21 protein-coding genes are annotated in these 22136 nt (G+C 68.9%); 11 read left to right on the forward strand and 10 right to left on the reverse strand.

Annotated elements, in window-relative coordinates; all coding sequences use genetic code 11:
* Positions 1-26 precede the first annotated feature (26 nt).
* Genes cydB through cydC form a run of 3 tightly spaced genes read left to right on the forward strand, consistent with a single transcriptional unit; the run spans position 27 to position 4508 of the window.
* The gene (gene cydB, locus ACSUZC_RS04575) at positions 27-1109 is read left to right on the forward strand and encodes a cytochrome d ubiquinol oxidase subunit II (RefSeq protein WP_439031723.1); all 1083 of its coding nucleotides are present in this window, start codon (positions 27-29) and stop codon (positions 1107-1109) included.
* Positions 1106-2806, forward strand: coding sequence for a thiol reductant ABC exporter subunit CydD (gene cydD, locus ACSUZC_RS04580; protein WP_439031724.1), 1701 nt, complete (start codon positions 1106-1108; stop codon positions 2804-2806). The genes cydB and cydD overlap by 4 nt, the downstream gene beginning before the upstream one ends.
* Complete coding sequence (gene cydC / locus ACSUZC_RS04585) at positions 2799-4508, forward strand: thiol reductant ABC exporter subunit CydC (protein ID WP_439031725.1); 1710 nt, start codon at positions 2799-2801, stop codon at positions 4506-4508. The genes cydD and cydC overlap by 8 nt, the downstream gene beginning before the upstream one ends.
* 99 nt (positions 4509-4607) lie before the next feature.
* Here cydC and ACSUZC_RS04590 read toward each other — a convergent pair whose 3' ends face one another.
* The 3 genes from ACSUZC_RS04590 to ACSUZC_RS04600 all read right to left on the reverse strand — a co-directional run bounded on the left by ACSUZC_RS04590 (position 4608) and on the right by ACSUZC_RS04600 (position 7269).
* Positions 4608-6107: an aldehyde dehydrogenase gene (locus ACSUZC_RS04590; RefSeq protein WP_439031726.1), complete on the reverse strand. Its 1500-nt coding sequence runs from the start codon at positions 6105-6107 to the stop codon at positions 4608-4610.
* Positions 6108-6240: 133 nt separating this feature from the next.
* Positions 6241-6876, reverse strand: a complete 636-nt coding sequence (locus ACSUZC_RS04595; RefSeq protein WP_439031727.1) for an LON peptidase substrate-binding domain-containing protein — start codon at positions 6874-6876, stop codon at positions 6241-6243.
* Positions 6877-6960: 84 nt separating this feature from the next.
* Positions 6961-7269, reverse strand: coding sequence for an antibiotic biosynthesis monooxygenase family protein (locus ACSUZC_RS04600; RefSeq protein WP_238422259.1), 309 nt, complete (start codon positions 7267-7269; stop codon positions 6961-6963).
* A 109-nt stretch (positions 7270-7378) separates the two neighbouring features.
* Here ACSUZC_RS04600 and ACSUZC_RS04605 point away from each other — a divergent pair, with 109 nt between their 5' ends.
* Positions 7379-8224, forward strand: coding sequence for an alpha/beta fold hydrolase (locus tag ACSUZC_RS04605; RefSeq protein ID WP_439031728.1), 846 nt, complete (start codon positions 7379-7381; stop codon positions 8222-8224).
* 92 nt (positions 8225-8316) lie between these two features.
* Here the strand turns inward: ACSUZC_RS04605 and ACSUZC_RS04610 are convergent, their stop codons facing one another.
* Both ACSUZC_RS04610 and ACSUZC_RS04615 read right to left on the reverse strand, forming a co-directional pair.
* The gene (locus ACSUZC_RS04610) at positions 8317-9306 is read right to left on the reverse strand and encodes a hypothetical protein (RefSeq protein WP_439031729.1); all 990 of its coding nucleotides are present in this window, start codon (positions 9304-9306) and stop codon (positions 8317-8319) included.
* A gap of 143 nt (positions 9307-9449) precedes the next feature.
* Positions 9450-10349: an A/G-specific adenine glycosylase gene (locus ACSUZC_RS04615; RefSeq protein ID WP_439031730.1), complete on the reverse strand. Its 900-nt coding sequence runs from the start codon at positions 10347-10349 to the stop codon at positions 9450-9452.
* Between ACSUZC_RS04615 and ACSUZC_RS04620 the strand changes: the two genes are divergently transcribed.
* Positions 10348-11001: a carbonic anhydrase gene (locus ACSUZC_RS04620; protein ID WP_439031731.1), complete on the forward strand. Its 654-nt coding sequence runs from the start codon at positions 10348-10350 to the stop codon at positions 10999-11001. The two genes, ACSUZC_RS04615 and ACSUZC_RS04620, sit on opposite strands and share 2 nt — an antisense overlap.
* Before the next feature lie 130 nt (positions 11002-11131).
* Positions 11132-11911: a hypothetical protein gene (locus ACSUZC_RS04625; RefSeq protein WP_439031732.1), complete on the forward strand. Its 780-nt coding sequence runs from the start codon at positions 11132-11134 to the stop codon at positions 11909-11911.
* 44 nt (positions 11912-11955) lie between these two features.
* Here the strand turns inward: ACSUZC_RS04625 and disA are convergent, their stop codons facing one another.
* Complete coding sequence (gene disA, locus ACSUZC_RS04630) at positions 11956-13041, reverse strand: DNA integrity scanning diadenylate cyclase DisA (RefSeq protein ID WP_238422265.1); 1086 nt, start codon at positions 13039-13041, stop codon at positions 11956-11958.
* Positions 13042-13180: 139 nt separating this feature from the next.
* On the opposite strand from disA, the gene ACSUZC_RS04635 reads away from it, so the two are divergent.
* On the forward strand, positions 13181-13711 hold the full coding sequence (locus tag ACSUZC_RS04635) for a PaaI family thioesterase (protein ID WP_439032989.1): 531 nt from the start codon (positions 13181-13183) through the stop codon (positions 13709-13711).
* Between the two features lie 3 nt (positions 13712-13714).
* Here the strand turns inward: ACSUZC_RS04635 and radA are convergent, their stop codons facing one another.
* A complete protein-coding gene (gene radA / locus ACSUZC_RS04640) occupies positions 13715-15094 on the reverse strand; it encodes a DNA repair protein RadA (protein WP_439031733.1) in 1380 nt (459 codons plus the stop codon).
* A gap of 116 nt (positions 15095-15210) precedes the next feature.
* Positions 15211-15915, reverse strand: a complete 705-nt coding sequence (locus ACSUZC_RS04645) for a hypothetical protein (protein WP_439032990.1) — start codon at positions 15913-15915, stop codon at positions 15211-15213.
* Positions 15916-16316: 401 nt separating this feature from the next.
* On the opposite strand from ACSUZC_RS04645, the gene ACSUZC_RS04650 reads away from it, so the two are divergent.
* From ACSUZC_RS04650 to ispF, 3 genes are read left to right on the forward strand one after another with little or no spacing between them, the layout of a single operon-like run.
* Complete coding sequence (locus ACSUZC_RS04650; protein WP_074851259.1) at positions 16317-16805, forward strand: CarD family transcriptional regulator; 489 nt, start codon at positions 16317-16319, stop codon at positions 16803-16805.
* 30 nt (positions 16806-16835) lie between these two features.
* Positions 16836-17528, forward strand: coding sequence for a 2-C-methyl-D-erythritol 4-phosphate cytidylyltransferase (ispD, locus tag ACSUZC_RS04655; protein ID WP_439031734.1), 693 nt, complete (start codon positions 16836-16838; stop codon positions 17526-17528).
* Complete coding sequence (gene ispF / locus ACSUZC_RS04660) at positions 17525-17992, forward strand: 2-C-methyl-D-erythritol 2,4-cyclodiphosphate synthase (RefSeq protein ID WP_439031735.1); 468 nt, start codon at positions 17525-17527, stop codon at positions 17990-17992. Before ispD ends, ispF begins: the two co-directional genes overlap by 4 nt.
* On the opposite strand, the gene ACSUZC_RS04665 is transcribed toward ispF, so the two are convergent.
* Both ACSUZC_RS04665 and ACSUZC_RS04670 read right to left on the reverse strand, forming a co-directional pair.
* Positions 17989-19227 carry a glycosyltransferase gene (locus ACSUZC_RS04665; RefSeq protein WP_439031736.1) on the reverse strand — a complete coding sequence of 413 codons (1239 nt, stop codon included), beginning with the start codon at positions 19225-19227 and terminating at the stop codon, positions 17989-17991. The genes ispF and ACSUZC_RS04665 overlap by 4 nt on opposite strands.
* Entirely contained in the window at positions 19224-20582 is a 1359-nt protein-coding gene (locus ACSUZC_RS04670; protein WP_439031737.1) for a hypothetical protein, read from the reverse strand. The genes ACSUZC_RS04665 and ACSUZC_RS04670 overlap by 4 nt, the downstream gene beginning before the upstream one ends.
* A 504-nt stretch (positions 20583-21086) precedes the next feature.
* Here ACSUZC_RS04670 and ACSUZC_RS04675 point away from each other — a divergent pair.
* Positions 21087-22115, forward strand: coding sequence for an alpha/beta hydrolase (locus ACSUZC_RS04675; protein WP_439031738.1), 1029 nt, complete (start codon positions 21087-21089; stop codon positions 22113-22115).
* The last annotated feature ends 21 nt before the right edge of the window (positions 22116-22136 follow it).

Consider the following 22136-nt stretch of genomic DNA (forward strand, 5'->3'; position numbering starts at 1 on the left):
CGAACCGCCACTCAGAGGAGAGACCAGTGGGACTGCCCGAATTCTGGTTCCTGATCATCACGGTGCTGTTCATCGGCTACTTCGTGCTCGAGGGTTTCGACTACGGGGTCGGCATGCTCATGCCGATTCTCGGCCGCAGCCACACCGGAGGTGACGCCCGGGTGTCGCCCGACGAGCCCGCGGCGCAACCCGACGTCCGCCGGCGTGTGTTGCTGAACACGATCGGTCCGGTGTGGGACGGCAACGAGGTCTGGCTCATCACCGCGGGCGGGGCACTCTTCGCCGCCTTCGGCGGTTGGTACGCGACGATGTTCTCCGCCTTCTATTTTCCGCTCTTCCTGATCCTGATCGGCCTGATCAGCCGCGTCTGTGCGATCGAGTGGCGGGGCAAGATCGACAACCCGCGGTGGCGCATGTGGTGCGATGTCGGCATCGGCCTCGGATCGTGGATCCCCGCCGTGCTGTGGGGCATCGCCTTCGCCAACGTGCTCCGGGGGCTGCCCATCGACGCCGACGCCCAGTACACCGGGGGCTTCGTCAACTTCCTCAACCCGTACGCGCTCCTCGGCGGACTGACCACGCTGCTGGCGTTCTTGACCCACGGCGCGGTCTTCCTGTCCCTCAAGACCGACGGGGTCCTGCGCGAGGACTCCATGCGCTATGCCTCACGGCTGGCGATCCCGACGTTCTTCGTCGCGGCGGGATTCCTGTTGTGGACGCAGCTCGCCTATGGCAGCACCTGGACGTGGGTCCCGGTCCTCATCGCCGCCGTCGCCGCCATGGTGATGGTCGCGGCCACACAGATGCGCCGGGAGGGAACGGCTTTCGCGGCCACGACGGTCGCCATCGCCGCGACGGTGGCCGCCCTGTTCGGGTCGCTCTTCCCCGATGTCCTGCCCTCGACCATCGACCCGGCCTACAACCTGACGATCGAGAACACGTCGTCGAGCCACTACACGCTCGTCGTGATGACCTGGGCTGCCGCGATCGTGACGCCGGTGGTCATCGGCTATCAGGCGTGGACCTACTGGGTGTTCCGTCAGCGACTGTCCGTCGAGCAGATGCCGAAGCCGTCCGGGCTGCGTTCGCTGCGGGCATTCGGCGAGTGAAGCGCCGGAGCGCATCGCGCTCGGGGCCGCCCGTCGACCCACGCCTGTTGCGCCATTCGCCGACGACCCGCCGTTACGTCGCGGTCACCGCGCTGTTCGCCGTGGCCGAGGTGCTCGCGATCATCGTCGCCGCGGGGATGGCCGCCTCGATCCTCTCCGAACTGATCGTGTCGCCGGCGTCGCGTTCGTTCGATGCACAGTGGGCGCACCTGGCCGTGCTCGCCGCGGCGATGACGGCCAGGACGGCGATGGCCTTCGGGCACGACCGGTACGCGCACCGGGCCGCCGAGCGCGCCATCGCCGAGCTGCGCGCCGAAGCGCTCGATGTCCTCACCGACCCGCGTCGGACGTCGTCCCGATCGCTGGCGGGCCGAAGGGAGCACGCGAGCACCGTCCTGCTCCGGGGACTCGATGCGCTGGGGCCCTACCTGTCCGGTTACCTGCCCGCGCTCGTGTCCGCGACGGTCCTCACCCCGGTGGTGACAGTGGTCATCGCCTTCGCCGACTGGCCGTCGGCCCTGATCATCCTGATCACGCTCCCGCTCATCCCGGCGTTCATGGTCCTGGTGGGGCTGATGACCCGAGACCGTACAACCCGCAAGCTCGAGACGATGAGCCGCCTCAGCGCTCAGCTCCTCGACCTGATCGCCGGCCTGCCGACCCTGCGGGCGCTCAACCGGGCCGAGGCGCCTGCGGCCCGCGTCGCCGAACTCGGACAGGCCCACCGCCGCAGCACGATGAGCTCGCTGCGGGTGGCGTTCCTGTCCGGCGCCGTGCTGGAGCTGTTGGCCACGCTGTGCGTCGCACTCGTCGCAGTGGGCATCGGCCTGCGGCTCGTGTACGGCGAGATGTCCCTCTATGCCGGTGTTTTCGCGTTGATCCTCGCCCCGGAGGCGTACCTGCCACTGCGGCGCGTCGGCACGCAGTTCCACAATTCGACGGACGGTCTGACCGCCGCCGCACAGGTCTTCGAACTGATCGACTCCGACGCCACGACGCAACCGGCGCCCGGGACCCGAGGGATCACCGTCGCCGGCGCACCGATCTCGTTTCTCGACCTCGGAGTGCACGGCCGCGACGGCTGGGCCCCGGAAGGGTTGCGGGCCACGGTCGAACCAGGCGCACTGACCGTGTTCAGCGGACCCAACGGATCGGGCAAGTCAACCGCGCTCGCCGCCGTCATGGGCCTGATCTCACCGGACGAGGGTTCGGTACTCATCGGATCGACGCCGGTCGCGCAGGCCGACCCCGCGGCGCTGCACGAGCAGATCGCCTGGCTCCCGCAGCAACCGGTGATCGTGCCCGGGACGGTCGGGGAGAACCTCGAACTGTTCGGCACGCTCGACCGCACAGCCCTCGAACACGCAGCCGCCGCCAGCGGTTTCGACGGTGTGGTGGCCGAGTTGCCGTGCCGTCTCGACACCACCCTGGGAACCGGCGGCGTCGGACTCTCGGCGGGACAGCGTCAACGACTCGCGCTCACGCGGGTTCTGGCCTCCCCGGCACCGCTGCTGCTCCTCGACGAACCGACGGCTCATCTCGACGGGGCCTCCGAACGCGAGGTGCTCGGCGTCCTGCGGGAGCGGGCCCGTGCCGGCGACACCGTCGTCGTGGTCGCGCATCGGGGTGTGGCGCGCGAATTCGCCGATCGGGTGGTCGAATTCCCGGCCGCCGGCTCGGAGGTGCTCAATGCGTGACGATCCGCTGATCCGCGCACTCGGATTCCTGGGCCTGCGTGGACGGCCCGTCGCCAAGGCGTTGCTCCTGGGAGTGGGTGGGTCGTTGTCGGCCCTCGGACTCGCGGCATTGTCGGCGTGGCTGATCACGCGGGCGTGGCAGATGCCGCCGGTGCTGTACCTGTCCGTGGCGATCACCGCGGTTCGGGCGCTGGGGATCTCGCGCGGACTGTTCCGCTATCTCGAGCGCCTGGCCACCCACGATCTTGCCCTGCAGGCGATGGCGACCGCCCGGGAACGGGTGTACGCAGCGCTCGCGACCGGGTCGCCCGCCTACTCGGTGACCCTCCGGCGAGGCGAACTGCTGAACCGGACCGGTGACGACATCGACGAGATCGGCAATGCGCTCATCCGGGGGCTCATCCCCGTCGGGATCGGTGTGACGACGTCGGTGGCCGCCGTCGTCGTGATGACCCTGGTGTCGGTGCCCGCGGCCGTCGTGCTGGCCGCGGCGCTCGTCGTCAGTGGTGTCGTCGCCCCGTGGCTGGCGGCCCGCGGTGGCGCGCACTCGATCCACGACGGCGCCCGAGCCGCGTCCGAGGTGGCCGAGGCGACGACCACCGCGCTGTGGCACGCGTCCGAACTCGTCGTCGCCCGCAGACGGCGCGAGGTCCTGGGCGCCGCGGCCGACGCCGACCGCAGACACCTGCAGGCCACCGACCGAGGTGTCCGGTGGCAGGCGTCCGCCGCAGCGGCCACGCCACTCGCGATGGGCGCCTCGATCGTCGCGGCGTGTGTGATCGCGATCCAGTTGGCCTCGCAGACAACGGGTTCGCTGGCCGGGGTGAGCTCGGGTGACGGTCTGACGCCGATGATCCTGGGCGTCCTCGTGCTGCTGCCGTTGTCGGCGTTCGAGTCCACCGCGCCGCTGAGCGAAGCCGGCGTGCAGCTCGAACGCAGCCGCCAGAGCGCCTCGCGGGTGATGGCACTCGTCGACGGTGCCCATCCCGGCGGCATCGCCGAAGGTGATGTCACCGTGTATCGGTTGCCGGTGGTGTTGGCGGGCGCCGGGTTGCGATGGGGGCATCCGGGACGCGCGGTCCTCGGACCCGACGAAGGCATGGACCTCGACCTGCGGCCGGGATCGCGGCTCGCGGTGGTGGGGCCGAGTGGCGTCGGCAAGTCGACACTCCTGCTCACGCTGGCCGGTCTGTTGCCCGTGGCCTCGGGCGAACTGGGCTGCGTCGACGCAGGGAGCGGCGAGGACGTCGAATTGCGTTCGGCGGTGTGCTATTTCGCAGAGGAGGGACACATCTTCTCGACGACCCTGCGCGAGAACCTCCGCGTGGCGCGCGGCGACGCCACCGACGACGAGATCACTGCCGCGTTGCGCGGGGTCGGGCTCGGCGGCTGGACGGATGCGCTTCCCGCGGGCCTGGACACGACCATCACCGGCGGTGCCGATGTCATCAGCGGAGGCCAGCGGCGCCGGCTGCTGCTGGCCCGGGCGCTCCTCCACCCCGCGCCGGTGGTGCTCCTCGACGAACCGACCGAACATCTCGACGCAACCGACTCCGACGCCCTGTTGCGCAGACTCCTCGGTGTCGACGACGACCTCTTCGGACCCGATCGGATCGTCGTCGTGGTCACGCATCAACCGCCGGAGGCCACCGGCCCCGCGGCCGTCGTCGAGCTGGTGGGGACCGTCGGCCTGAAGCCGTGACGACAGACAGGTTCCACACCGACAGACAGGGTCCACACGGACAGAAACGGGGCCGGACGTGACGTCCGGCCCCGTTCCCCCCTGTGAGAGGCGGGAGGTCTACCCGGCGGCCACCTCGTAGCCCATCGGCAGCATGGTCGACTTGTGCTCGAGGAAGGACTCGAGCCCCTCACGACCGTTCTCGCGGCCGATGCCGGAGTTCTTGTAACCACCGAAGGGTGACTCGGGATCGATGGCGTACCAGTTGATCCCGAAGGTACCCGTGCGGATCTTGGTGGAGATCTCGATGCCGCGCTCGACGTCGTTGGTCCACACGGTGCCGGCCAGCCCGTAGCTCGAGTCGTTGGCGATGGCGATGGCCTCGTCGACGTCGTCGTAGGCGATCACCGACAGCACCGGTCCGAAGATCTCCTCCTGGGCGATCGCCATGTCGTTGGTGACGCCGGTGAAGATCGTCGGGGTGAGGAAATAGCCCGAATCGAGTCCCTCGGGTCGCTCGCTCTCGAGAACCGCAGTGGCCCCGGCCTTCTTGCCGAGTTCGACGTATTCCTCGACCTTGTTGCGCTGGTTCTCGGTGATGAGTGGTCCGAGCTGCGCCTCCGGATCGGACGGCAGCCCGACCTTCATGGCCTTGGCGGCCTCGACCATGGCGGCGACGATCTCGTCCTGCCGGCTGCGCGGCACCAGGATTCGGGTTTGGGCGACGCATGCCTGTCCGGTGTTGAACAGGCCGAGGAAGGTCAGCATGAAGGCGTTCGCGGCGATGTCGACGTCGTCGAGGACGATGGCGGCGGACTTGCCGCCCAATTCCAGCGAACACCGCTTGAGCGACTCGGCGCACGCCGCGCCGATGGCCTTGCCGGCCGCGGTCGAACCGGTGAAGGTGATCTTGTCGACGTCGGGGTGGGCGACGAGCGCCTGGCCGGTCTCGGTCCCGCCGGTCACGACCGAGATCGCCTCGGCCGGAACGCCGGCCTCGATGAACAGCTGTGCGACGTAGTTACCGGTCATCGGGGTCTCGGGCGCGGGCTTGAGCACCACCGAGCATCCGGCGGCGAGTGCGGCGCCCATCTTGTTGCAGGTGATGAACAGCGGCACGTTCCAGGCGCAGATGGCGCCGACGACGCCGACCGGCTCGCGGGTGATGCGGGTGGTCCCGAACAGGCCGGTCCGGTACTCCTCCCATTGGTAGCCGCGCGCGGCGTTGGCATATGCGCGCAGGACTCCGGTGCCGGGAAGCTGCTGCAGGGTGCTGATCGCGCTGGGCGGCGCACCCATCTCGGCCGAGACCAGCGCGGTGATCTCATCGCCGCGCTCGTCGATCAGGTCCGCGACCTTGGCGATGATGTCGGCGCGCTGTGCGGGGGGCGTCGAACTCCAGACACCCGAGTCGAACGCCGAGCGGGCGGCGCGCACCGCCGCATCCACGTCGGTCGCGTCCGCGAGCGGCACAGACCCGACGCGCTCACCGGTGGCGGGGGAGTGGACCTCGAGGGTCTCGGTGGAATGGGGGTCGACCCACTGGCCGCCGATGAGCAACTGGGATTGATCGCCTCCGCCGGTGATGGTGGCGGGGTGTGACTCCACGGTCTCGGTCATTACGCGTGTGCTCCTCAGGAGGACGGGTCCTTGCCTGCGGGGAGGCGGCGGACAGCCGCCTGCAGACAAGTGTGAACTACGGCACACGCAATACTAGAACACGTTCTAACTCTTGTGCCAGGGCCCGCCCGGATCAGCTGCTGCCGAAGGCCGCCCGCGCCTCCATACCCGCCATCACGTCGTCGAGGATGTCGAGTTGGTCCGCGGGATCGTCGCTCTCGAGAAGGCGCTGCTGATCATGCGGCTGCGAGACCACGCGGGCCGCCCAGCGGTGGATGGGCGAGATGTCCGCGGTCGCCGGATCGGCGTCGATGACCGACAGCGCCGCGATGACCGGGCCCGGATCCTCGCCGGCGGCCTCGAGTCGCTGTCGCATCAGCGAGTGCAACCGGTCGTCGAGGGCGTCCAGCCGGGCCAGGTGCTCGGGGGAGGGTGCCCGTTCGGGAAGTGCCTCGACCCGCGCCCGCGGGTACGGGTCGTCGGACAACCATTCGACGACCCGGAAACGCTGCCGGCCCGTGCACCGCAGCGCGGCCCGACCGTCCGGCAGGAGACTGGTGATCTCGGCGTCGGCCATGGTGCCCACCGCGCAGCGGGTCTCGCCGCCGCCGACCTCGAAGCCGCGGGATATCAACACCACGCCGAAACGCACGCGCGGTGGCTCGGCGGAGTCGTCGAGGTGGTCGGTCAGCATCTGCCGGTAGCGCGGCTCGAAGACGCGCAGCGGCAGTTCCGCGCCCGGCACCAGCGCGGTGCCGAGCGGGAACACCGGCGCGACGAAGGACTCGCCGGCCGCCGGTTCTGAACTCAGGACCCGCTCATCTCAGCGCTCGCTCGTCTCGGGGCCCATGGGTCAGGATCTGGGTCGCGCGTCGAGCACGACCTCGAACTCGAGCAGGTCGGCGCCCGAGGCGACCGGCTTCGCGCGCTCGCCGGAGTGCGCCTCACGGGCGGGTCCCGCCGACCATGCCTGGAAATCCTCCTCGGACTCCCATTCCGTGACGACGAAGTAGCGGTCGTCGCCCTTGACGGGACGGAGGAGCTGGAACCCGAGGAATCCCTGGGAGCCGTCGACCGAGTGGGCGCGGTTGGCGAACCGCTTCTCCAGTTCGGGGCCTGCACCCTCGGGGACGGAGATGGCGTTGATCTTCACTACAGACATGGGTCCACCATAGGCGCTGCCCGTACGGGTCGGCCCCCGGAACTCCGGACACGTCCGGGCGCCTCGATCACAATCGTTCTGTCACTGCGGGTCCGGCTACAGTGCTGGCATGTTCGATGGCAGGCCCCCGGAGGAGACCGGACTCCGTGATCACGGGGGTCCGGTCGATCTCGGCGGACCCGGCCTCGGCGGCGCCTCGCAGCCGAGCGAACCGTCGGCCGCGGCAACACCCCCGATCGTCCTGCTGCACGGCCTGATGGGACGCGGGCGCACCTGGCGACGGCAGATCCCCTGGCTGCGCTCCTACGGGCGGGTGTTCACCTTCGACGCGGCGTTCCACACCGGCGCGGACGTCGACGAACCCTCTGACGCAAGCGAACTCGCGACCGAGCGGTTTGTCGCCGACCTCGCCGAGCTGCTGACGTGGATCGACCGGGGGCCGGCGATCCTGATCGGCCACTCGATGGGCGCGCTGCACGCCTGGTGTGCTGCGGCCGCCTATCCCGAACTCGTCGCCGCACTCGTCGTCGAGGACATGGCACCGGACTTCCGCGGACGGACGACCACGAGCTGGACCCCGTGGTTCGAGTCGTGGCCGGAACGGTTCGCATCCGTCGACGAGGCGATCGAGATGTTCGGGCCGGTGGCCGGACGCTACTTCCACGAGGCATTCGACGACGGCCGGTTGCACGGCCGGATCCCGTTGTGGAGTGCGATCGCCGCCGAGTGGGGTCGCCGTGATTTCTGGGCGCAGTGGCGGTCGGTCCGGGTGCCGTCGCTGGTGATCGAGGCCGAACACGGGGTCACCCCGCCGGGCCAGATGCGGACCATGTGCGAGGTCAACGACCGCGCCATCCACCTACGAGTTGCTGGGGCGGGCCATCTCGTCCACGACGACGCGCCCCGCACCTATCGCGGTGCGGTGGAGGCGTTTCTGTCCGGTCTGGAGTACTGACCCGCTCCTGCCGATCGAACGGTGCTCCCCCGAAACGGAACTCGGGGCGCACACGACGAATCGTGTGCGCCCCGAGGGGGAGGCGGGTTGGGTCAGGACGGATCGGCGGGTGCGATCGGCGCGCCGTTGAGCCGGCGCCAGCAGTGCACCAGGAACAGCTGGGCCACCGGGGCGGCGACGATCAGGCCGACGTAGCAGACGAGTACACCGACCAGATTGATCGCGTAGGTGACCAGCAGGGTCAGGATCGAATCGCCGACCTTCGACTTGGTCAGCTCGAAGGACGCCTTCATCGCGTTGATCGGCGACAGGTTCTTGTCGATGGTCGCGACGACGGAGAACATCAGGAAGAACATCGCCACGATGCCCGGGATGATGCAGAGCGCGTAGCCGATACCCGTGATCAGCCCGACCAGGATCGCGGTACCGATGACCGGACCGAAACGGATGGGTGTCAGGAACGACTTGGCGGTCACCGGTTCGCCGTTCGCGACGCGGACCGCACCCGAGATGATGCTGGCCTGGATGTAGAGCAGGCCGATGAACAGCAGCGCGTAGATGAGGATCATCAGGATTGTCCCGCCGGCGCTGAGCGAGGTCTGCTCGTAGTAGACCCCGTTGCCGTAATCGACGGTCTCGGTCGTGCTGAAGAGCGCCGCTCCGAAGATCGCGAGGGCGATGACGACCGCACCCAGCAGGAAGACCGTGAGGCCCGGCAGGATCATCGCGCCGACGTTGTTCTTGAACTTGCCGAACGCCCAGGAGAACGCGGTACCCACGTCGATCTTGCCCGAATCATACGGTGCGCCTTGCGGATCGGGGGAACCCGGGTAGGCGCCGGCGTCACCGTAATGCGGGCCGCCGGGAGGTGGCGGGGGAGGTGCCTGGCCGTACTGCGGCTGCGGCGGCTGCTGACCGTACTGCGGTGCCGGTGCCTGCTGACCGTAGTCGGGACCCGGGGGTTGCTGCCCGTACTGAGGCGGGGGCGGCTGCTGGCCGTACTGCGGTGGCTGCTGACCGGGGAAACCACCCGGTTGCTGTGGGTCCGATGGCGGGACAGGGGGATACGGCGGCTGGCTCATGGACCGGGACATTAGCAACGATCCGGCCGCAGTGGGAGACTATCTCCGAACGATCAAACGACTGGTCAATGATCGTGGCACGAATTATGGGTTCGGCGCGGCGGGTTGAACGCAGACGACCCGAGACCCCTCACCCGGACGGTTCACCCGCCGCCCTCGCCTGCGAGGCAGTAGCGGCCGTCGGCGGTGATCTCGACCAGGCCGTCGACGAGCAGGGAGTCCAGGGCGCGATCGCGCTGGGCGGTGTCGGTCGTCCAGACGACGTCGAGTTTCGAACGGTCGACCGATTCGTCGGTGCTGCGAAGGACATCCAGGAGCAGGCCGCGGACCTGACGATCGGTGCCCGCGAACTTCTGTGTCCGGCGCGGCGGACCCGCATACGGCGGCCTGCCGAGCCGGACCCAGGTGCAGTCGACGAGAGGGCAGTTGTCGCACTTGGGGTTTCGCGCCGTGCACACGAGCGCCCCGAGTTCCATCAGCGCCGCGGAGAACCGCGGCGCCGACGGGGCGTACGCGTCGTCGGCCGACCGTGGCAGCAGCACCTCCGCGTCCGCGAGATCTCTCCGCGACGGGCTGCCGGGCTGTTCGCGTCCGTGTACCGCGCGAGCGATGACCCGCCGGACGTTGGTGTCGACGACCGGGACCGCCTGGCCGTAGGCGAAGCAGGCAACCGCACGCGCGGTGTAGTCGCCGATACCCGGCAGGGTCAGCATCGTCTCCACATCATCGGGGACGCGGTCGTCGTGGTCGCGTGCGAGGACCTTCGCGCACTCGTGCAGGCGGAGTGCCCGGCGCGGGTAACCGAGCTTGCCCCAGGCGCGCAGGACCTCGCCGGCCGGCTCGGCGGCCATCGCCGACGGCACCGGCCAGCGACGAACCCATTCGCGCCACGGATCGACCACTCGGGAGACGGGCGTCTGCTGCAGCATGATCTCGCTGATGAGGATCTGCCAGCCGCTGCAGGAGGGGTCGCGCCATGGGAGATCGCGTTCATGGGTATCGAACCAGCCCAGCAGAGTGCCCGATGGCACACTATTGAGCATGACCGCAACGACACCACGGGACGCCTGGCGCATTCTGCGCGACGGCAACGATCGATTTGTGACAGGTGAATCTCAGCATCCCAGCCAGGGTATCGAGGATCGTGCGCGCCTCGCCGAGGGTCAGCACCCGCACGTCGTGCTCTTCGGCTGCGCCGACTCGCGACTGTCCGCCGAGATCATCTTCGACCAGGGCCTCGGCGACATGTTCGTGGTCCGCACGGCCGGGCACGTCATCGATTCGGCGGTCATGGGATCGCTCGAATACGCCGTCGAGGTCCTCGAGGTCCCCCTGATCGTGATCCTCGGTCACGACAGTTGCGGTGCGGTGAAGGCGACGCTGGACGCGCTCGACGACCTGCAGATCCCCGGCGGCTACATCCGTGACGTGGTCGAGCGCGTGGCGCCGAGCATCCTCGCCGGTCGTCGCGAGGGCCTCACCCGGGTCGACGAGTTCGAGGCCCGCCACGTCGTCGAGACCGGTCAGCTGCTGATGCAGCGCAGTCGGGTCATCGCCGACCGGATCAGCACCGGCAGGCTTGCGATCGTCGGCCTGACCTATCAGCTCCACGAGGGCAAGGTCAGCGTGCAGGGCGTGTACGGCGACATCGGAGAGCGTCCGGCCCCGACCGCGATCACCGTCGAGTCCGCCTGACCGAACCCACGGAAGCGGCTCCGAGCCTGAAGGCGAACTCTAGACTTTGCCTGCTCGGAGCCGTTTTTCGCGTGCGACACGCCGCACGTGATCAGCCGGAAGTCAAGACCCGGCCGTTAGCGTGGGGGGCGTGATCGAACCCCAGGGCCCGCTGCCACCCGAGATCTACTGGCGACGCCGTGTCGTCGCCGCGGGTGGCGCGCTGGTCGTCGTCGGGTTGGTGGTCGCCCTGATCGTGTGGATGACCTCGAGCGGGGACGATCCGCAGAACACCGCATCGTCGCAGAGCGTCGCACCGAGCTCATCGGCATCCGCGTCGGAATCCGCACCGCCGGCGTCGGAGCCACAGGCCGGGGGTGCCTCGGGCGCCCCCGACGCCGGGGGCTCCGGAAGCGGTGGCGCGGGCGGCGGTTCGGGTGCTCCCGCCGGTCCTCCTGCGGGCGCGTCAGCCCCGCCCGAATCGGCCAGTCCCGCAGGCGTTCCCGGCGCACCCGGTCCGGGTCTCTGTCCCGACCAGGCGATCTCGGTGGTGCTCTACACCGACAAGCCGACCTACACGATCGGTCAGAACCCGGTGTTCACGATCGTGACCACCAATGCCGGTCTGTCCGAGTGCACCCGCGATGTCGGCAAGGCCGTCCAGAACGTGATCGTGCGGACCCTCGACGGCACCCGGACGCTGTGGTCGGCGCGGGACTGCTCGCCGGTAAACACCGTCAACAACGTGGTCCTCAAGCCCGCTCAGCAGGTCAAGGACACCATCACCTGGTCGGGGACCACCAGCAGTCCCGGCTGTGAGCGCCCGCGGACCCAGGTCCCGGCCGGCTCGTACTCCGCGATCGGCAAGATCGGCGAGCGCGAATCGTTTCCGATCACGTTCAACATGGTCGCACCCGCGCAGCAGCCCTGAACCCCTGGATCTCTAGACCCCTGGACTCCTGGACCGGCCGGTTTCTAGTCGTAGCGCTCGATGCTGGTCTCGGCCAGGCGTGACAGGCCCTCGCGGATGTGGCGGGCCCAGATGCTGCCGATGCCCTCCACGGCCTGGAGATCGGCCGAGGAGCTGGCGAGCAACGCCTGCAGCGTGCCGAAACTGCGCACGAGGCGATCGACGTGGGCGAACTGGAGCCGCGAGATCCGGGCCAGCAGACGATAACCGCGCGGACTCATGGCGGTGTCCTGGGCGTCGATGGTCGTCGGATAACCGAAGGCGCCCGCGAGCAGCGTGAGATCGAGCAGGTCTGCGTCGCTGAGGTTCTCGACGACCTCCAGTGCCTGTCGGACATCCTCGGCGGTGGCCGGCTCGGGACTCGCGTAGTAGTCGCGGACCAGCAACTCGCGCATGGTGTCGTTGTCACTGATCAGTTCTTCGAGCTGCAGGCTCACCTGTCGCCCGTTCACACCGAGTTCGAGCACGTACTCCTCGATCTCGACCGACACCCGCCGGACCATCTCCATGCGCTGGGCGGTGGACATCGCATCGCGCAGCAGCACGTAGTCCTCGATCTCGGCGCGCGACAGCGCGGAGATCACCTCGTCGAGCCGGGCCTTGTAACGCTCGAGGGTCGCGAGGGCGACGTTGGCACGCGACAGGATCGGGTCCGGGCTCTCGACGACCCGGCGCGCACCGTCCACATAGACGCTGACGATCGACATCGACGCACTCACCGAGATCACCGGGTGACCGGTCTGGATGGCCGTACGTTCGGCGGCGCGGTGGCGTGTGCCGCTTTCTTCCGTGGGGATCGACGGGTCGGGGACCAGTTGGACGTTCGCCCGGACGATGCGTTTGCCGTCGGTCGACATCACGACCGCGCCGTCCATCTTGGCGAGCTCGCGGAGCCGGGTGGGAGCGAACTCGACGTCGAGATGGAAGCCGCCGTCGCAGATCTTCTCGACGTCGGAGTCGTGCCCCAGCACGATCAGCGCGCCGGTGCCGCCACGCAGGATGCGCTCGAGACCGTCGCGCAGGGGGGTTCCCGGCGCGACCCGCGCCAGCGTCTCGCGCGTCAGTTCCGATTTCAGCGCTTCGGTGATCATGTCTCCCCTTCGGCAACCACATCGCCGCGTGGGACGTGGCCGACCGCACGCAGAGCCGCTGCCCCGCGACACCGGCCCCTTCACCGTGACCGGGCAATGGTGACTAGGGTACCGGGATGTGAAGAGCAGCAGTTTTGCGGTGCCCGACGAGCTCGACGTGCTCGTGCGTCATCCCAAGACCTCGAAGCCCGGCGAGCCCATGCGCAGGCACAACCAGTCGTGCTTCGGCTGCGGCGAGGAGTCCCCGCGTGGGCTGCATCTGACGGTGTACGCGGGGGAGGGGTTCACCGTCGATGCGCAGATGCCCGTCGAACAGTGGATGGAGGGCGGCCCTGGCGTCATCCACGGCGGGATCCTGTCCAGTGCCTTCGACGATGTGATGGGCATGCTGCCGCGCCTCATCGGCCCGACGGCAGTCACCGTGCACCTGCAGGTCGACTTCCTCGCGCCGATCCCGGTGGGCAAGACGCTGCACATCCATGCCTCGATCATGGGCAAGCAGCGGCGGAAGATCTACGCGGAAGCCGTTGCGCACCTTGGTGATCCGGAACGTCCCGTCGCCCGAGCCCATGCGGTCTTCGTGACCATCGACGCGCGCGAGCACTTCGCCGAGCACATCGACAACAGCGCGAAGGCCCGGGAGTACCGCGAGCGGATGGATCGGGCGTAACCGTCAGAACGGCGCGTCCGCCGGGTGGGCGGAGCGCAGCGCGACAGCGTCCGCCAGGGTGCCGACACGCAGGATCCTGAGGCCCTTGGGTAGTTCCTCGTCGGTGGCGGCCGGGACGATCGCCTCGCGGAACCCGAGTCGTCTGGCCTCGGCGAGACGACGAGCGACCGCCGACACGCGACGGACCTCTCCGCCGAGTCCCACCTCTCCGATCACCACCGTCGACTGGGGGATCGGCTTGTTCTTGACCGTGGAGTAGACCGCGAGCGCGATGGCCAGGTCGGCTGCGGGTTCGGTGACGCGCATCCCTCCGACGGTCGACAGGTAGACCTCGCTCTTGGCGATCTGCGTCAGGCCCGCGCGGGCCTGCAGCACGGCCAGGACCATCGACACGCGGTTCATATCGAGCCCGGAGACCGCGCGCCTCGGATTGTTCATCTCGGTGCCGTTGGCCAGGGCCTGCACCTCGCCGACGAGGGCCCGCTTGCCGTCCATCGTGACCAGCGTGGCGCTACCGCTCACGTCAGAGTCCCGCTGGTGCAGGAAGATCCCCGACGGGTCGGGTACCTGATGGATTCCGTCGTCGCGCTGTTCGAAGCATCCGACCTCGTCGGCCGCCCCGAATCGGTTCTTGACCCCGCGCACCATGCGGAGGGTCGAGTGCTTGTCGCCCTCGAAGGCCAGGACGACGTCGACGAGGTGCTCCAGCGACCGGGGGCCGGCGACGGTCCCTTCCTTGGTCACATGGCCCACCAGGATGACGGCGACACCGCGGTTCTTCGCCAGGGACACCAGCGCGGTGGTGACGGCGCGGATCTGTGTCACGCCACCGGTCACACCGTCGGCCCCGGACGCGACGACCGTCTGGACGGAGTCGACGATCATCAGCGACGGCGCGACCGAATCGACGTGACCGAGAATGGTCGCGAGATCGGTCTCGGCTGCCAGGAACACGTTGGGGTGGACCGCGCCGGTGCGCTCGGCGCGCATCCGGACCTGGCCTGCGGACTCCTCGCCGGTGATGTACAGCGCGGTGCGGTCGCGTTCGGCCCAGTGCTTGACCGTCTCCAACAGCAGCGTCGACTTGCCGACGCCCGGCTCACCCGCCAGCAGGATCACCGACCCGGGGACGACGCCCCGGCCGAGGACCCGGTCGAGCTCGCCGATACCCGTGGGGACCGCGGCAGTGGCCTGCGCGTCCACCTCGGTGATGCGCACCGCCGGACTCGTCGGTGCCACGGACGCGGTCGATCTCGACGACGTGGCCACCCCGGAGACCTCGGCGACCGTGCCCCACTCGCCGCACTCCGGACAGCGCCCGACCCACTTGGGCACCTGATGGCCGCAGCCGGTGCAGCGGAACGACGACTTGGGTTTGGCCACCCGGTCAGCCTAGGTGGGGGGGCCGACAGAGCACGCGTCCGGTCCTCAACACGAGAATCGGGGCCCGGCGATGCCGGACCCCGATCTTCGGGTACTGCAAGTCGATTCGGCGCGGGTCAGTGACCGCCGCCCTCGCTGTTGCCGCCGTCTTCGCCGTGGCCGCCGCCACCCTCGTGGCCTTCGCTGCCCTCGTGCTCGCCGCCGCCCTCGGCGTGACCGCCCTCGCCGTGGTCCTGGTTGTAGAACGTGGGTTCGGCGTTGCGGGCGACGTCCTGGCGCTCGAGCTCGGCGCCGCCGTCGACCGGGGTGTCGACGGTGATCTCGCCGGCGTCGACCCAGCTGCCGTCGGCTTCACGCTTCTCGAACCGGAACGTCAGATCGGTGGTGAGGCCGGCCGCGACGGTCTTGCCCGCGTTACGGAGCTCGGCGGTCACCTTCTTCTCGATCTCGGCGTTCGCGCCGACCGGGGTGCCGCCGCGCAGAGCGAGCCCCGGCGGGATGATGCGGTCGTTCGATTCGGTGCCCTCGATGAATTCGATCTGACCCTGTTCGGCCTTGATCTCCTTGAGGCGGTAGTAGGTCAGCGGGTCGGAGTTGGCGACCACGAAGGCGATCTCGAACGGACCGCCGCTGCCGAAGACGGTCGGTGCGTCCTGCTCGGGGTAGAGGATCTGCACGTCGCGCAGCTGCAGGGCTTCGAAGTTGACGTTTGCGCCGTTCACGGCAGGCAGCTGGTTGGCGGTCTGCGAGATCTGTCCCGCACCGCAACCGGTCGTGCTCAGGGCGACGGCGATGCCGATGGCGGCCACCGCGGTCACCATGCGAGATGGCGCAACCGCCGACCGCCGTGCGGAAAGTGAAAGCACTGACACCCGATCCTCCCAGGTCATACGAAGCCGACATGCAGCGCGCGAAACCCTGCACTACGCAGCGTAGTGGGGTCGGTCGGCAAAAGTGCGCCCGGGTACCCGATTGGTCGCCGATGGCGGCTGCCCGCGAACGCTGTCCGGCCGTGCCGGGGGCGTCCCTCGCGTCGTCCGCGAGTGGTGCCCGCGGCGTGGCGCCGACGGCGCGTCGTGAGGCCGCGCACCCTCACCCGAGACCCCTTGCGACCTCGCAAGAGCCCGCTCTGGAACCTGTTCACCGCGTTGACCTGCACCGTTGGGTGGGTGCCCTGAAACGCCCGTGCTAGACTGGCTCTACTCGAAAGGGGCAAGGAACATTGAATTTCAAAGTTGGCGACACCGTCGTTTACCCCCATCACGGTGCTGCTCGGGTCGAAGACATCGTGACCCGGACCATCAAGGGTGAGCAGATCGAATACCTTGTTCTCAAGGTTGCCGACGGTGACATGACCGTTCAGATTCCCTCGACGAAGCTCGAGTACGTGGGCGTTCGCGACGTGGTCGGACAGGAAGGCCTCGACCAGGTCTTCCAGGTTCTGCGGGCCCCGCACACCGAGGAGCCGACGAACTGGGCACGCCGGTTCAAGGCCAACCAGGAGAAGCTGATCTCGGGCGACATCATCAAGGTCGCCGAGATCGTGCGCGACCTCTGGCGTCGCGAGCAGGACCGTGGCCTGTCGGCCGGTGAGAAGCGGATGCTGACCCGTGCCCGTCGTGTTCTGGTCGACGAGCTGTCGCTCGCCCAGAACACCAACGACGAGAAGGCCACCAGCATCCTGGACGAGGTCCTCGCCGCCGCTTCCTGATCGCGGATCGTATGTGATCCAGGATCTATAGTGACCCCTACGCCGGATGGTTCCGGCGCAGAAGTCTGCATCATCATCCCGGCCGCCGGGTCGGGAACCCGACTCGGCGAGCCGGTACCCAAGGCCTTCGTCGACCTGTGTGGTCGGACGATCATCGAGAGATGTGTCGACAACATCCCCGCATCGTTGGGGGCGTCCGTCGTGGTGGTCGTGCCGGCCGATCTCGTCGATCGGGCCCGTGAACTCATCCCGCATGTGACCGTCGTGGCCGGCGGTGCCCATCGGTCGGAGTCCGTGCGTGCCGGCATCGCCGCGGCGGGAGCCGCTCGGATACTCCTCGTCCACGACGCGGCCCGGCCGCTGACGCCGGCCCGTGTCTTCACGCAGGTGGTCGACGCGGTCCGGTCGGGCCGTCCGGCAGTCGTCCCGGGCGTACCCGTGGTGGACACGCTCAAGAAGGTCGAGCCCGCCCCGGATGGTCTCGTCCGCGTCTCTCGCACCGTCGACCGCGAGGAGCTCCGTGCCGTTCAGACCCCGCAGGGGTTCACCCGAGACGCCCTGCTCCGTGCCCATGCCGACGACACCGGTCTCGCGACCGATGACGCCGGCCTCGCCGAGAGATGCGGGATCGAAGTCCACGTCGTACCTGGAGACCCACTGGCGATGAAGATCACCACCCCCTGGGACCTGCGCATCGTCCGCGACGTCGTGGGCGAGTCATGAGGGTCGGCATCGGGACCGACGCCCATCGCGTCGACACGTCCGCTCAGTGTTGGATGGTCGGTCTGCACTTTCCCGACGAACCCGGTTGCGAAGGGCATTCCGACGGAGACGTCGGCGCCCACGCCCTGTGCGATGCCGTTCTCTCCGCCGCGGGACTCGGTGACCTGGGTTCGGTCTTCGGGACCGGCCGTCCGGAATGGGAGGGCGTCTCCGGCCTGGAGATGCTCGCGCACGTGCGGACTCTCGTCGAAGCCGACGGTCTCCGGGTGGTGAACGCGGCCGTGCAGATCGTCGGCAACCGGCCGAAGATCGGGCCGCGGCGCGCCGAGGCGCAGCAGGTGCTTTCCGACGCACTCGGTGGTCCGGTCTCGGTGTCGGCGACCACCACCGACGGTCTCGGCATGACCGGCCGCGGCGAGGGCGTTGCTGCCGTCGCCACCGCCCTCCTCGACTCGGCCGGCTAGCGGTCGGCCGCCACACCCGTCAAGATCTCGCACGCCCGGCCGACCGCCTCGGCGGGCGGGGTCAGCTGTTCGGCGAGACGTGCGGCGCCGGTGGCGATCACGGGATCGGTGAGAGGGTCGAGGTCCGCCGGACCGAACCGAGTGAGCCGATTGCCCGCCCCGGCACCGGATCTCCGCAGCGCCGCGGCCCACATGGGCTGATCGGCGCTGAGCCACGCGATGACCGACGGGATTCCCGCGCGGGTCACCGCGGCCGTTGTGCCTGCGCCCCCGTGGTGCACCGCGCCCCGACAGCGGGGGAGCAGAACCTCGTGGTTCACCGGCCCGGTGATGTGGAGCAGCCGATCATGTTGCGGCAGTTCATGATCGGTGTGCCCGATGACACGTAGCCCGCGATCGAGCAGGGCGGTCACGATCCCGGATATCTGCTCGGCGGTGATCTTCATGCTGCCGAAGCCGACGTAGACGGGCGGCTCATCGGCGTCGGCCCATTCGACAACGGCCGGTGTGGCGTCGGTGCCTGACGTCATCGCGTGTCGAGTGGCGGTGTCGGGCAACAGGAAACCGACCAGCGGTCGTTGTGGGCCCCAGTCCTCGGCCAACCCGGGGAACAGGGTGGCATCGTAGGCCTGGATCTCGGGGACGCCCCGGTTACGGAGTCGTCGTCCGAGCGGCCCTTTCGCCTGCGGGACACCCAGTTGTTCGCGCAACCGCCGATCCGCGCCCCGCACCGTCATCCAGTAGACCCGGTCGGCCAGTTGCCACATCGCTCGGGAGACGGGGCGGGGGTAGGCGCGGTAGCGGACGTCGAGGCTCGCGTTGGGCCGCAGCGGACAGTAGTGCAGGGGAACGAAGGGGATACCCCGGCTCTGGGCGATGGCATCGGCACGGTCCTGGGCGAGCGGGCCGGTCACGAGCAGGTCCGATGCGTCGGCCAGCTCGCCCATCACCTGCTCCGAGGTGGCGCGACCGTGGTCGGCCACCTCGCCCAGGGCACGTAGCCGCACCCGCGGGTTCTTCGACTTCAGCCGCTCCTTCACCAGAGGGCTCGCCAGCAGGTCCGCGGTCGACGGTGCGAGGACCTGGGTCGGGAGGCCCGATGCGGCGGTCAGTTCGACGAGATCCTCGGGTACGGCGATGCGGACCTGGTGGCCGCGTCGTGCGAGTTCGGCGCCGACCGCGACCGCAGGCTGGACGTCGCCGCGACTGCCGTGAACCGCCAAAGCGAATCTCATGCGCCCCAGGGCTTTCCGGAGATACCCCAGGCGCCGAGTTCATCGTCGACGAGGGTGCGCAGCGTGGCCGCGTCCGGGATGCGGACCGGGTCCAGTGAGCTCACGCTGAACATCACGTGACCGTCGTCGATGGCGAGCCAGCCACTGATGCCGCCCTTGCGGTCGCGGAGCCTGCTGGGATCGTCGGTCGCGGTGACCGCGCGGATCGACAGTGCCCCATGCTTTCCGGTTCCCAGGGTGGCGAACTCCTCGGGCGCGTGACCGACGTTGGAGGCCAGGCACAGCGGCGTCGTGACGTTCGCCGCGAGCCTACGGGTCATGGACTCGGTCAGCGCCTGCAGGACGACGGCTCGCTGCGCCACGGCTCCCGAGCCGGCCGCGAGGCGGCCGTACGCCTCCTTGCAGGCCTTGCGGACCGCGGTCAGATCCTCATAGCGCTCGGGCGCCACCTCGACGAAAGCCGTCGCGCCGGAACTGGCGTTGGCGCGCCGGTCGTCGAGGGTGCGGGACGAGACGGGCAGGGAGACCGGAACGACGTCGCCCGGCGACACCCGCCCGCAGCGCTCGAGAATCCCGACCATGAGTGCGGCGAACAAGCTGTTGTCGGTCCCGCCGCGTGTCTGTGCCGCTCCGGCGAAGTCGGCGAGCGGGATGAGAACGGTGACGTTCGGGGCCGTCTCCACGGTGGACATGTCGGTGTCGGGCGCAGGCCTGCCGGTCACCCGCACCGGCGACGCCGGGGCGGCGGCGGAACGGCTCGCGCGCCACATCCGGAACGCGGTGCCGCCGGCGGTCCACAGGAGGTCTGCCGCGTCCCGCACATTCGAGACGAGGTCCGGCTCATCGCCGAGGCGGTAGTCGATGCCGTGGAGGGCCTCGATCACCGCGACCGCACCGGTGCCGCCGTCGGCGATGACGTGGGAGATCGTGAGGGAGACGAGCACGGACGCCTCGTCGGCGGTTCGGGCGATCGTGAGTCGCCACGCCGGTCCGTTCTCGATGTCGAGAGGGGCATCGGCCTGGTCGCGGCCCCACGACTGTTCCGCACCGGCCGGCACGGGGTCGGTGAGGACGTCGACACGGCCGGCGTCGGGTGTGTACCGCCAGTACGCGCGTCCGGGGCCGGGGTGCGTGCCCACGAGCCGGCTGAGGCGGCCGTGGCGCAGCTTCTCGCCGAGCGCGGTGATCGCCTCGACGTCGACGTCGCCCGGAAACTGCCAGAGGGTCTGATTCACGACCGGGAGTCCGAGGATGACGTCCATGCGGACGAAGAGGTCGTCGTCGGCGGTCAACCGGTCGACCACCGTACCCGCCTCCGCCCCGGTCTCGTGGCGGACGAGAGATCCGAAATTCATGCCTGTCCCTGCCGTTCGTGCCTGCCGATGAGGTCGGTGACCTGCGCGGACGACCGTCCGCAGCTGCGGGGGCCGACTCGCCGCCGGGGGCCGGGACGACCCCTCGGCCGAGTGCCGGCCAGGTGTTCGTTCCGCTCCGGAGGCCATGCTAAGGTAAGCCTTACCGAGGTAGATCCGCGGGTGTCGACGTCGGCCACCGCGCTCCATCCTCTACCAGAAGTCGTGTTCCACCACCCGTCGGCCGATCATCGTGGCTCGTCCGACAATGTTCGATTAGCTCGCCGAACTATCAATTCAGGTCGATTCGGGTTACTGTCGTGGCCATTGTCGAGACCTGTTGAAATGTGCGGCGCAATACGAGTTCGGATCTCTTCGCCGGCAATCCCGGCAGATATCCGAACGCCAGAGCTCGAACCCGCGACTCGACAGCAAGTTCGTTGACAGCAACTTCCAGACAGCAACTTCTCAGACGACATTCTCGCAGAATTCGGAGGACGCGACGACATGACGGGTGCCGCCCGCCGTACGACCCTTCGCCGCGGATCGATGCGCATGACGACGCTGGTCGGGGTGATCGCTGCTGGTCTGGGCGCCTTCACCGGCCTGGCTGCGGCCGGCGACGCGAGCGCGTCCCCGTCCCGTCCGGTGATCGAGCGCGTGATCGCGCAGGGGCCGAACCTACACGCCGTGGACGTCTATTCCGCAGCGATGGACAAGACGATCAAAGTGCAGGTCGTGACGCCGCGAATCGACAGCGGCCCGCGCCCCACGCTCTATCTTCTCGGCGGGCTGAACGAAGAAGACCCGAATAACAGCATCTGGAACATCAAGACAAATGTCGCGGAGTTCTACGGTGACAAGAATGTGAACGTCGTGATGCCGATCGCGGGCGACGGCAGCATGTACACCGACTGGCAGCGGGACGACCCGAAGCTCGGTCGATACAAGTGGGAGACATTTCTCACTCGCGAACTCCCGCCGCTGATCGAGCAGCGGTTCGACGGGAACGCCGTGCGCGGCATCGCGGGCCTGTCGATGGGGGCGGGCGCATCCCTTGTCCTCGCGGTCCGCAATCCGGGCTTCTATCGTGCGGTGGCTGCCTACAGCGGTTGCTACACGACGACCGGCCTGGCAGGGCAGGCATATCCCCGCGGGATCGTCGCCGGCTTCGGCGGGAACGCCGACAACATGTGGGGACCCCCCACCGATCCGGCCTGGGCGGCACACGACGTGGTCTCCAGGGCGGCGAACCTCCGGGGCTCGACCGTGTACGTGTCGACCGGCACCGGTCGATCGGGCCGCTACGACGCGCCCGGATATCCCGGGAACGAGAACCCCACCGACCGGCAGGTCATCGGGGGTGCCATCGAGGTCGGCTCCCTGCTCTGTACGCAGCAACTCGACGCCCGCCTCGATCAGCTGAAGGTCCCGGCAACCGTGCGCTACGTCGACCCCGGCACGCATTCATGGCCCTACTGGGTGGACCAGCAACGCGAGAGCTGGCCGACCCTGAGTCGCGGACTGGGCTTGTGACCCGCGACGGCGCAGTCCGTA

The organism is Gordonia terrae (assembly GCF_051789125.1).
GTDB lineage: Bacteria > Actinomycetota > Actinomycetes > Mycobacteriales > Mycobacteriaceae > Gordonia > Gordonia terrae_A.

Coding starts and splice junctions, on each gene's coding strand:
- ACSUZC_RS04670 (WP_439031737.1), bottom strand. CDS start 20,582: ATGAATTTCGGATCTCTCGTCCGCCACGAGACCGGGGCGGAGGCGGGT.
- ACSUZC_RS04645 (WP_439032990.1), bottom strand. CDS start 15,915: ATGGTGACCGCGGTGGCCGCCATCGGCATCGCCGTCGCCCTGAGCACG.
- cydC (WP_439031725.1), top strand. CDS start 2,799: ATGCGTGACGATCCGCTGATCCGCGCACTCGGATTCCTGGGCCTGCGT.
- ispF (WP_439031735.1), top strand. CDS start 17,525: ATGAGGGTCGGCATCGGGACCGACGCCCATCGCGTCGACACGTCCGCT.
- disA (WP_238422265.1), bottom strand. CDS start 13,041: ATGATCACCGAAGCGCTGAAATCGGAACTGACGCGCGAGACGCTGGCG.
- ACSUZC_RS04600 (WP_238422259.1), bottom strand. CDS start 7,269: ATGTCTGTAGTGAAGATCAACGCCATCTCCGTCCCCGAGGGTGCAGGC.
- ACSUZC_RS04675 (WP_439031738.1), top strand. CDS start 21,087: ATGACGGGTGCCGCCCGCCGTACGACCCTTCGCCGCGGATCGATGCGC.
- ACSUZC_RS04610 (WP_439031729.1), bottom strand. CDS start 9,306: ATGAGCCAGCCGCCGTATCCCCCTGTCCCGCCATCGGACCCACAGCAA.
- ACSUZC_RS04615 (WP_439031730.1), bottom strand. CDS start 10,349: ATGCTCAATAGTGTGCCATCGGGCACTCTGCTGGGCTGGTTCGATACC.
- ACSUZC_RS04590 (WP_439031726.1), bottom strand. CDS start 6,107: ATGACCGAGACCGTGGAGTCACACCCCGCCACCATCACCGGCGGAGGC.
- ACSUZC_RS04665 (WP_439031736.1), bottom strand. CDS start 19,227: ATGAGATTCGCTTTGGCGGTTCACGGCAGTCGCGGCGACGTCCAGCCT.
- ACSUZC_RS04605 (WP_439031728.1), top strand. CDS start 7,379: ATGTTCGATGGCAGGCCCCCGGAGGAGACCGGACTCCGTGATCACGGG.
- ACSUZC_RS04620 (WP_439031731.1), top strand. CDS start 10,348: ATGACCGCAACGACACCACGGGACGCCTGGCGCATTCTGCGCGACGGC.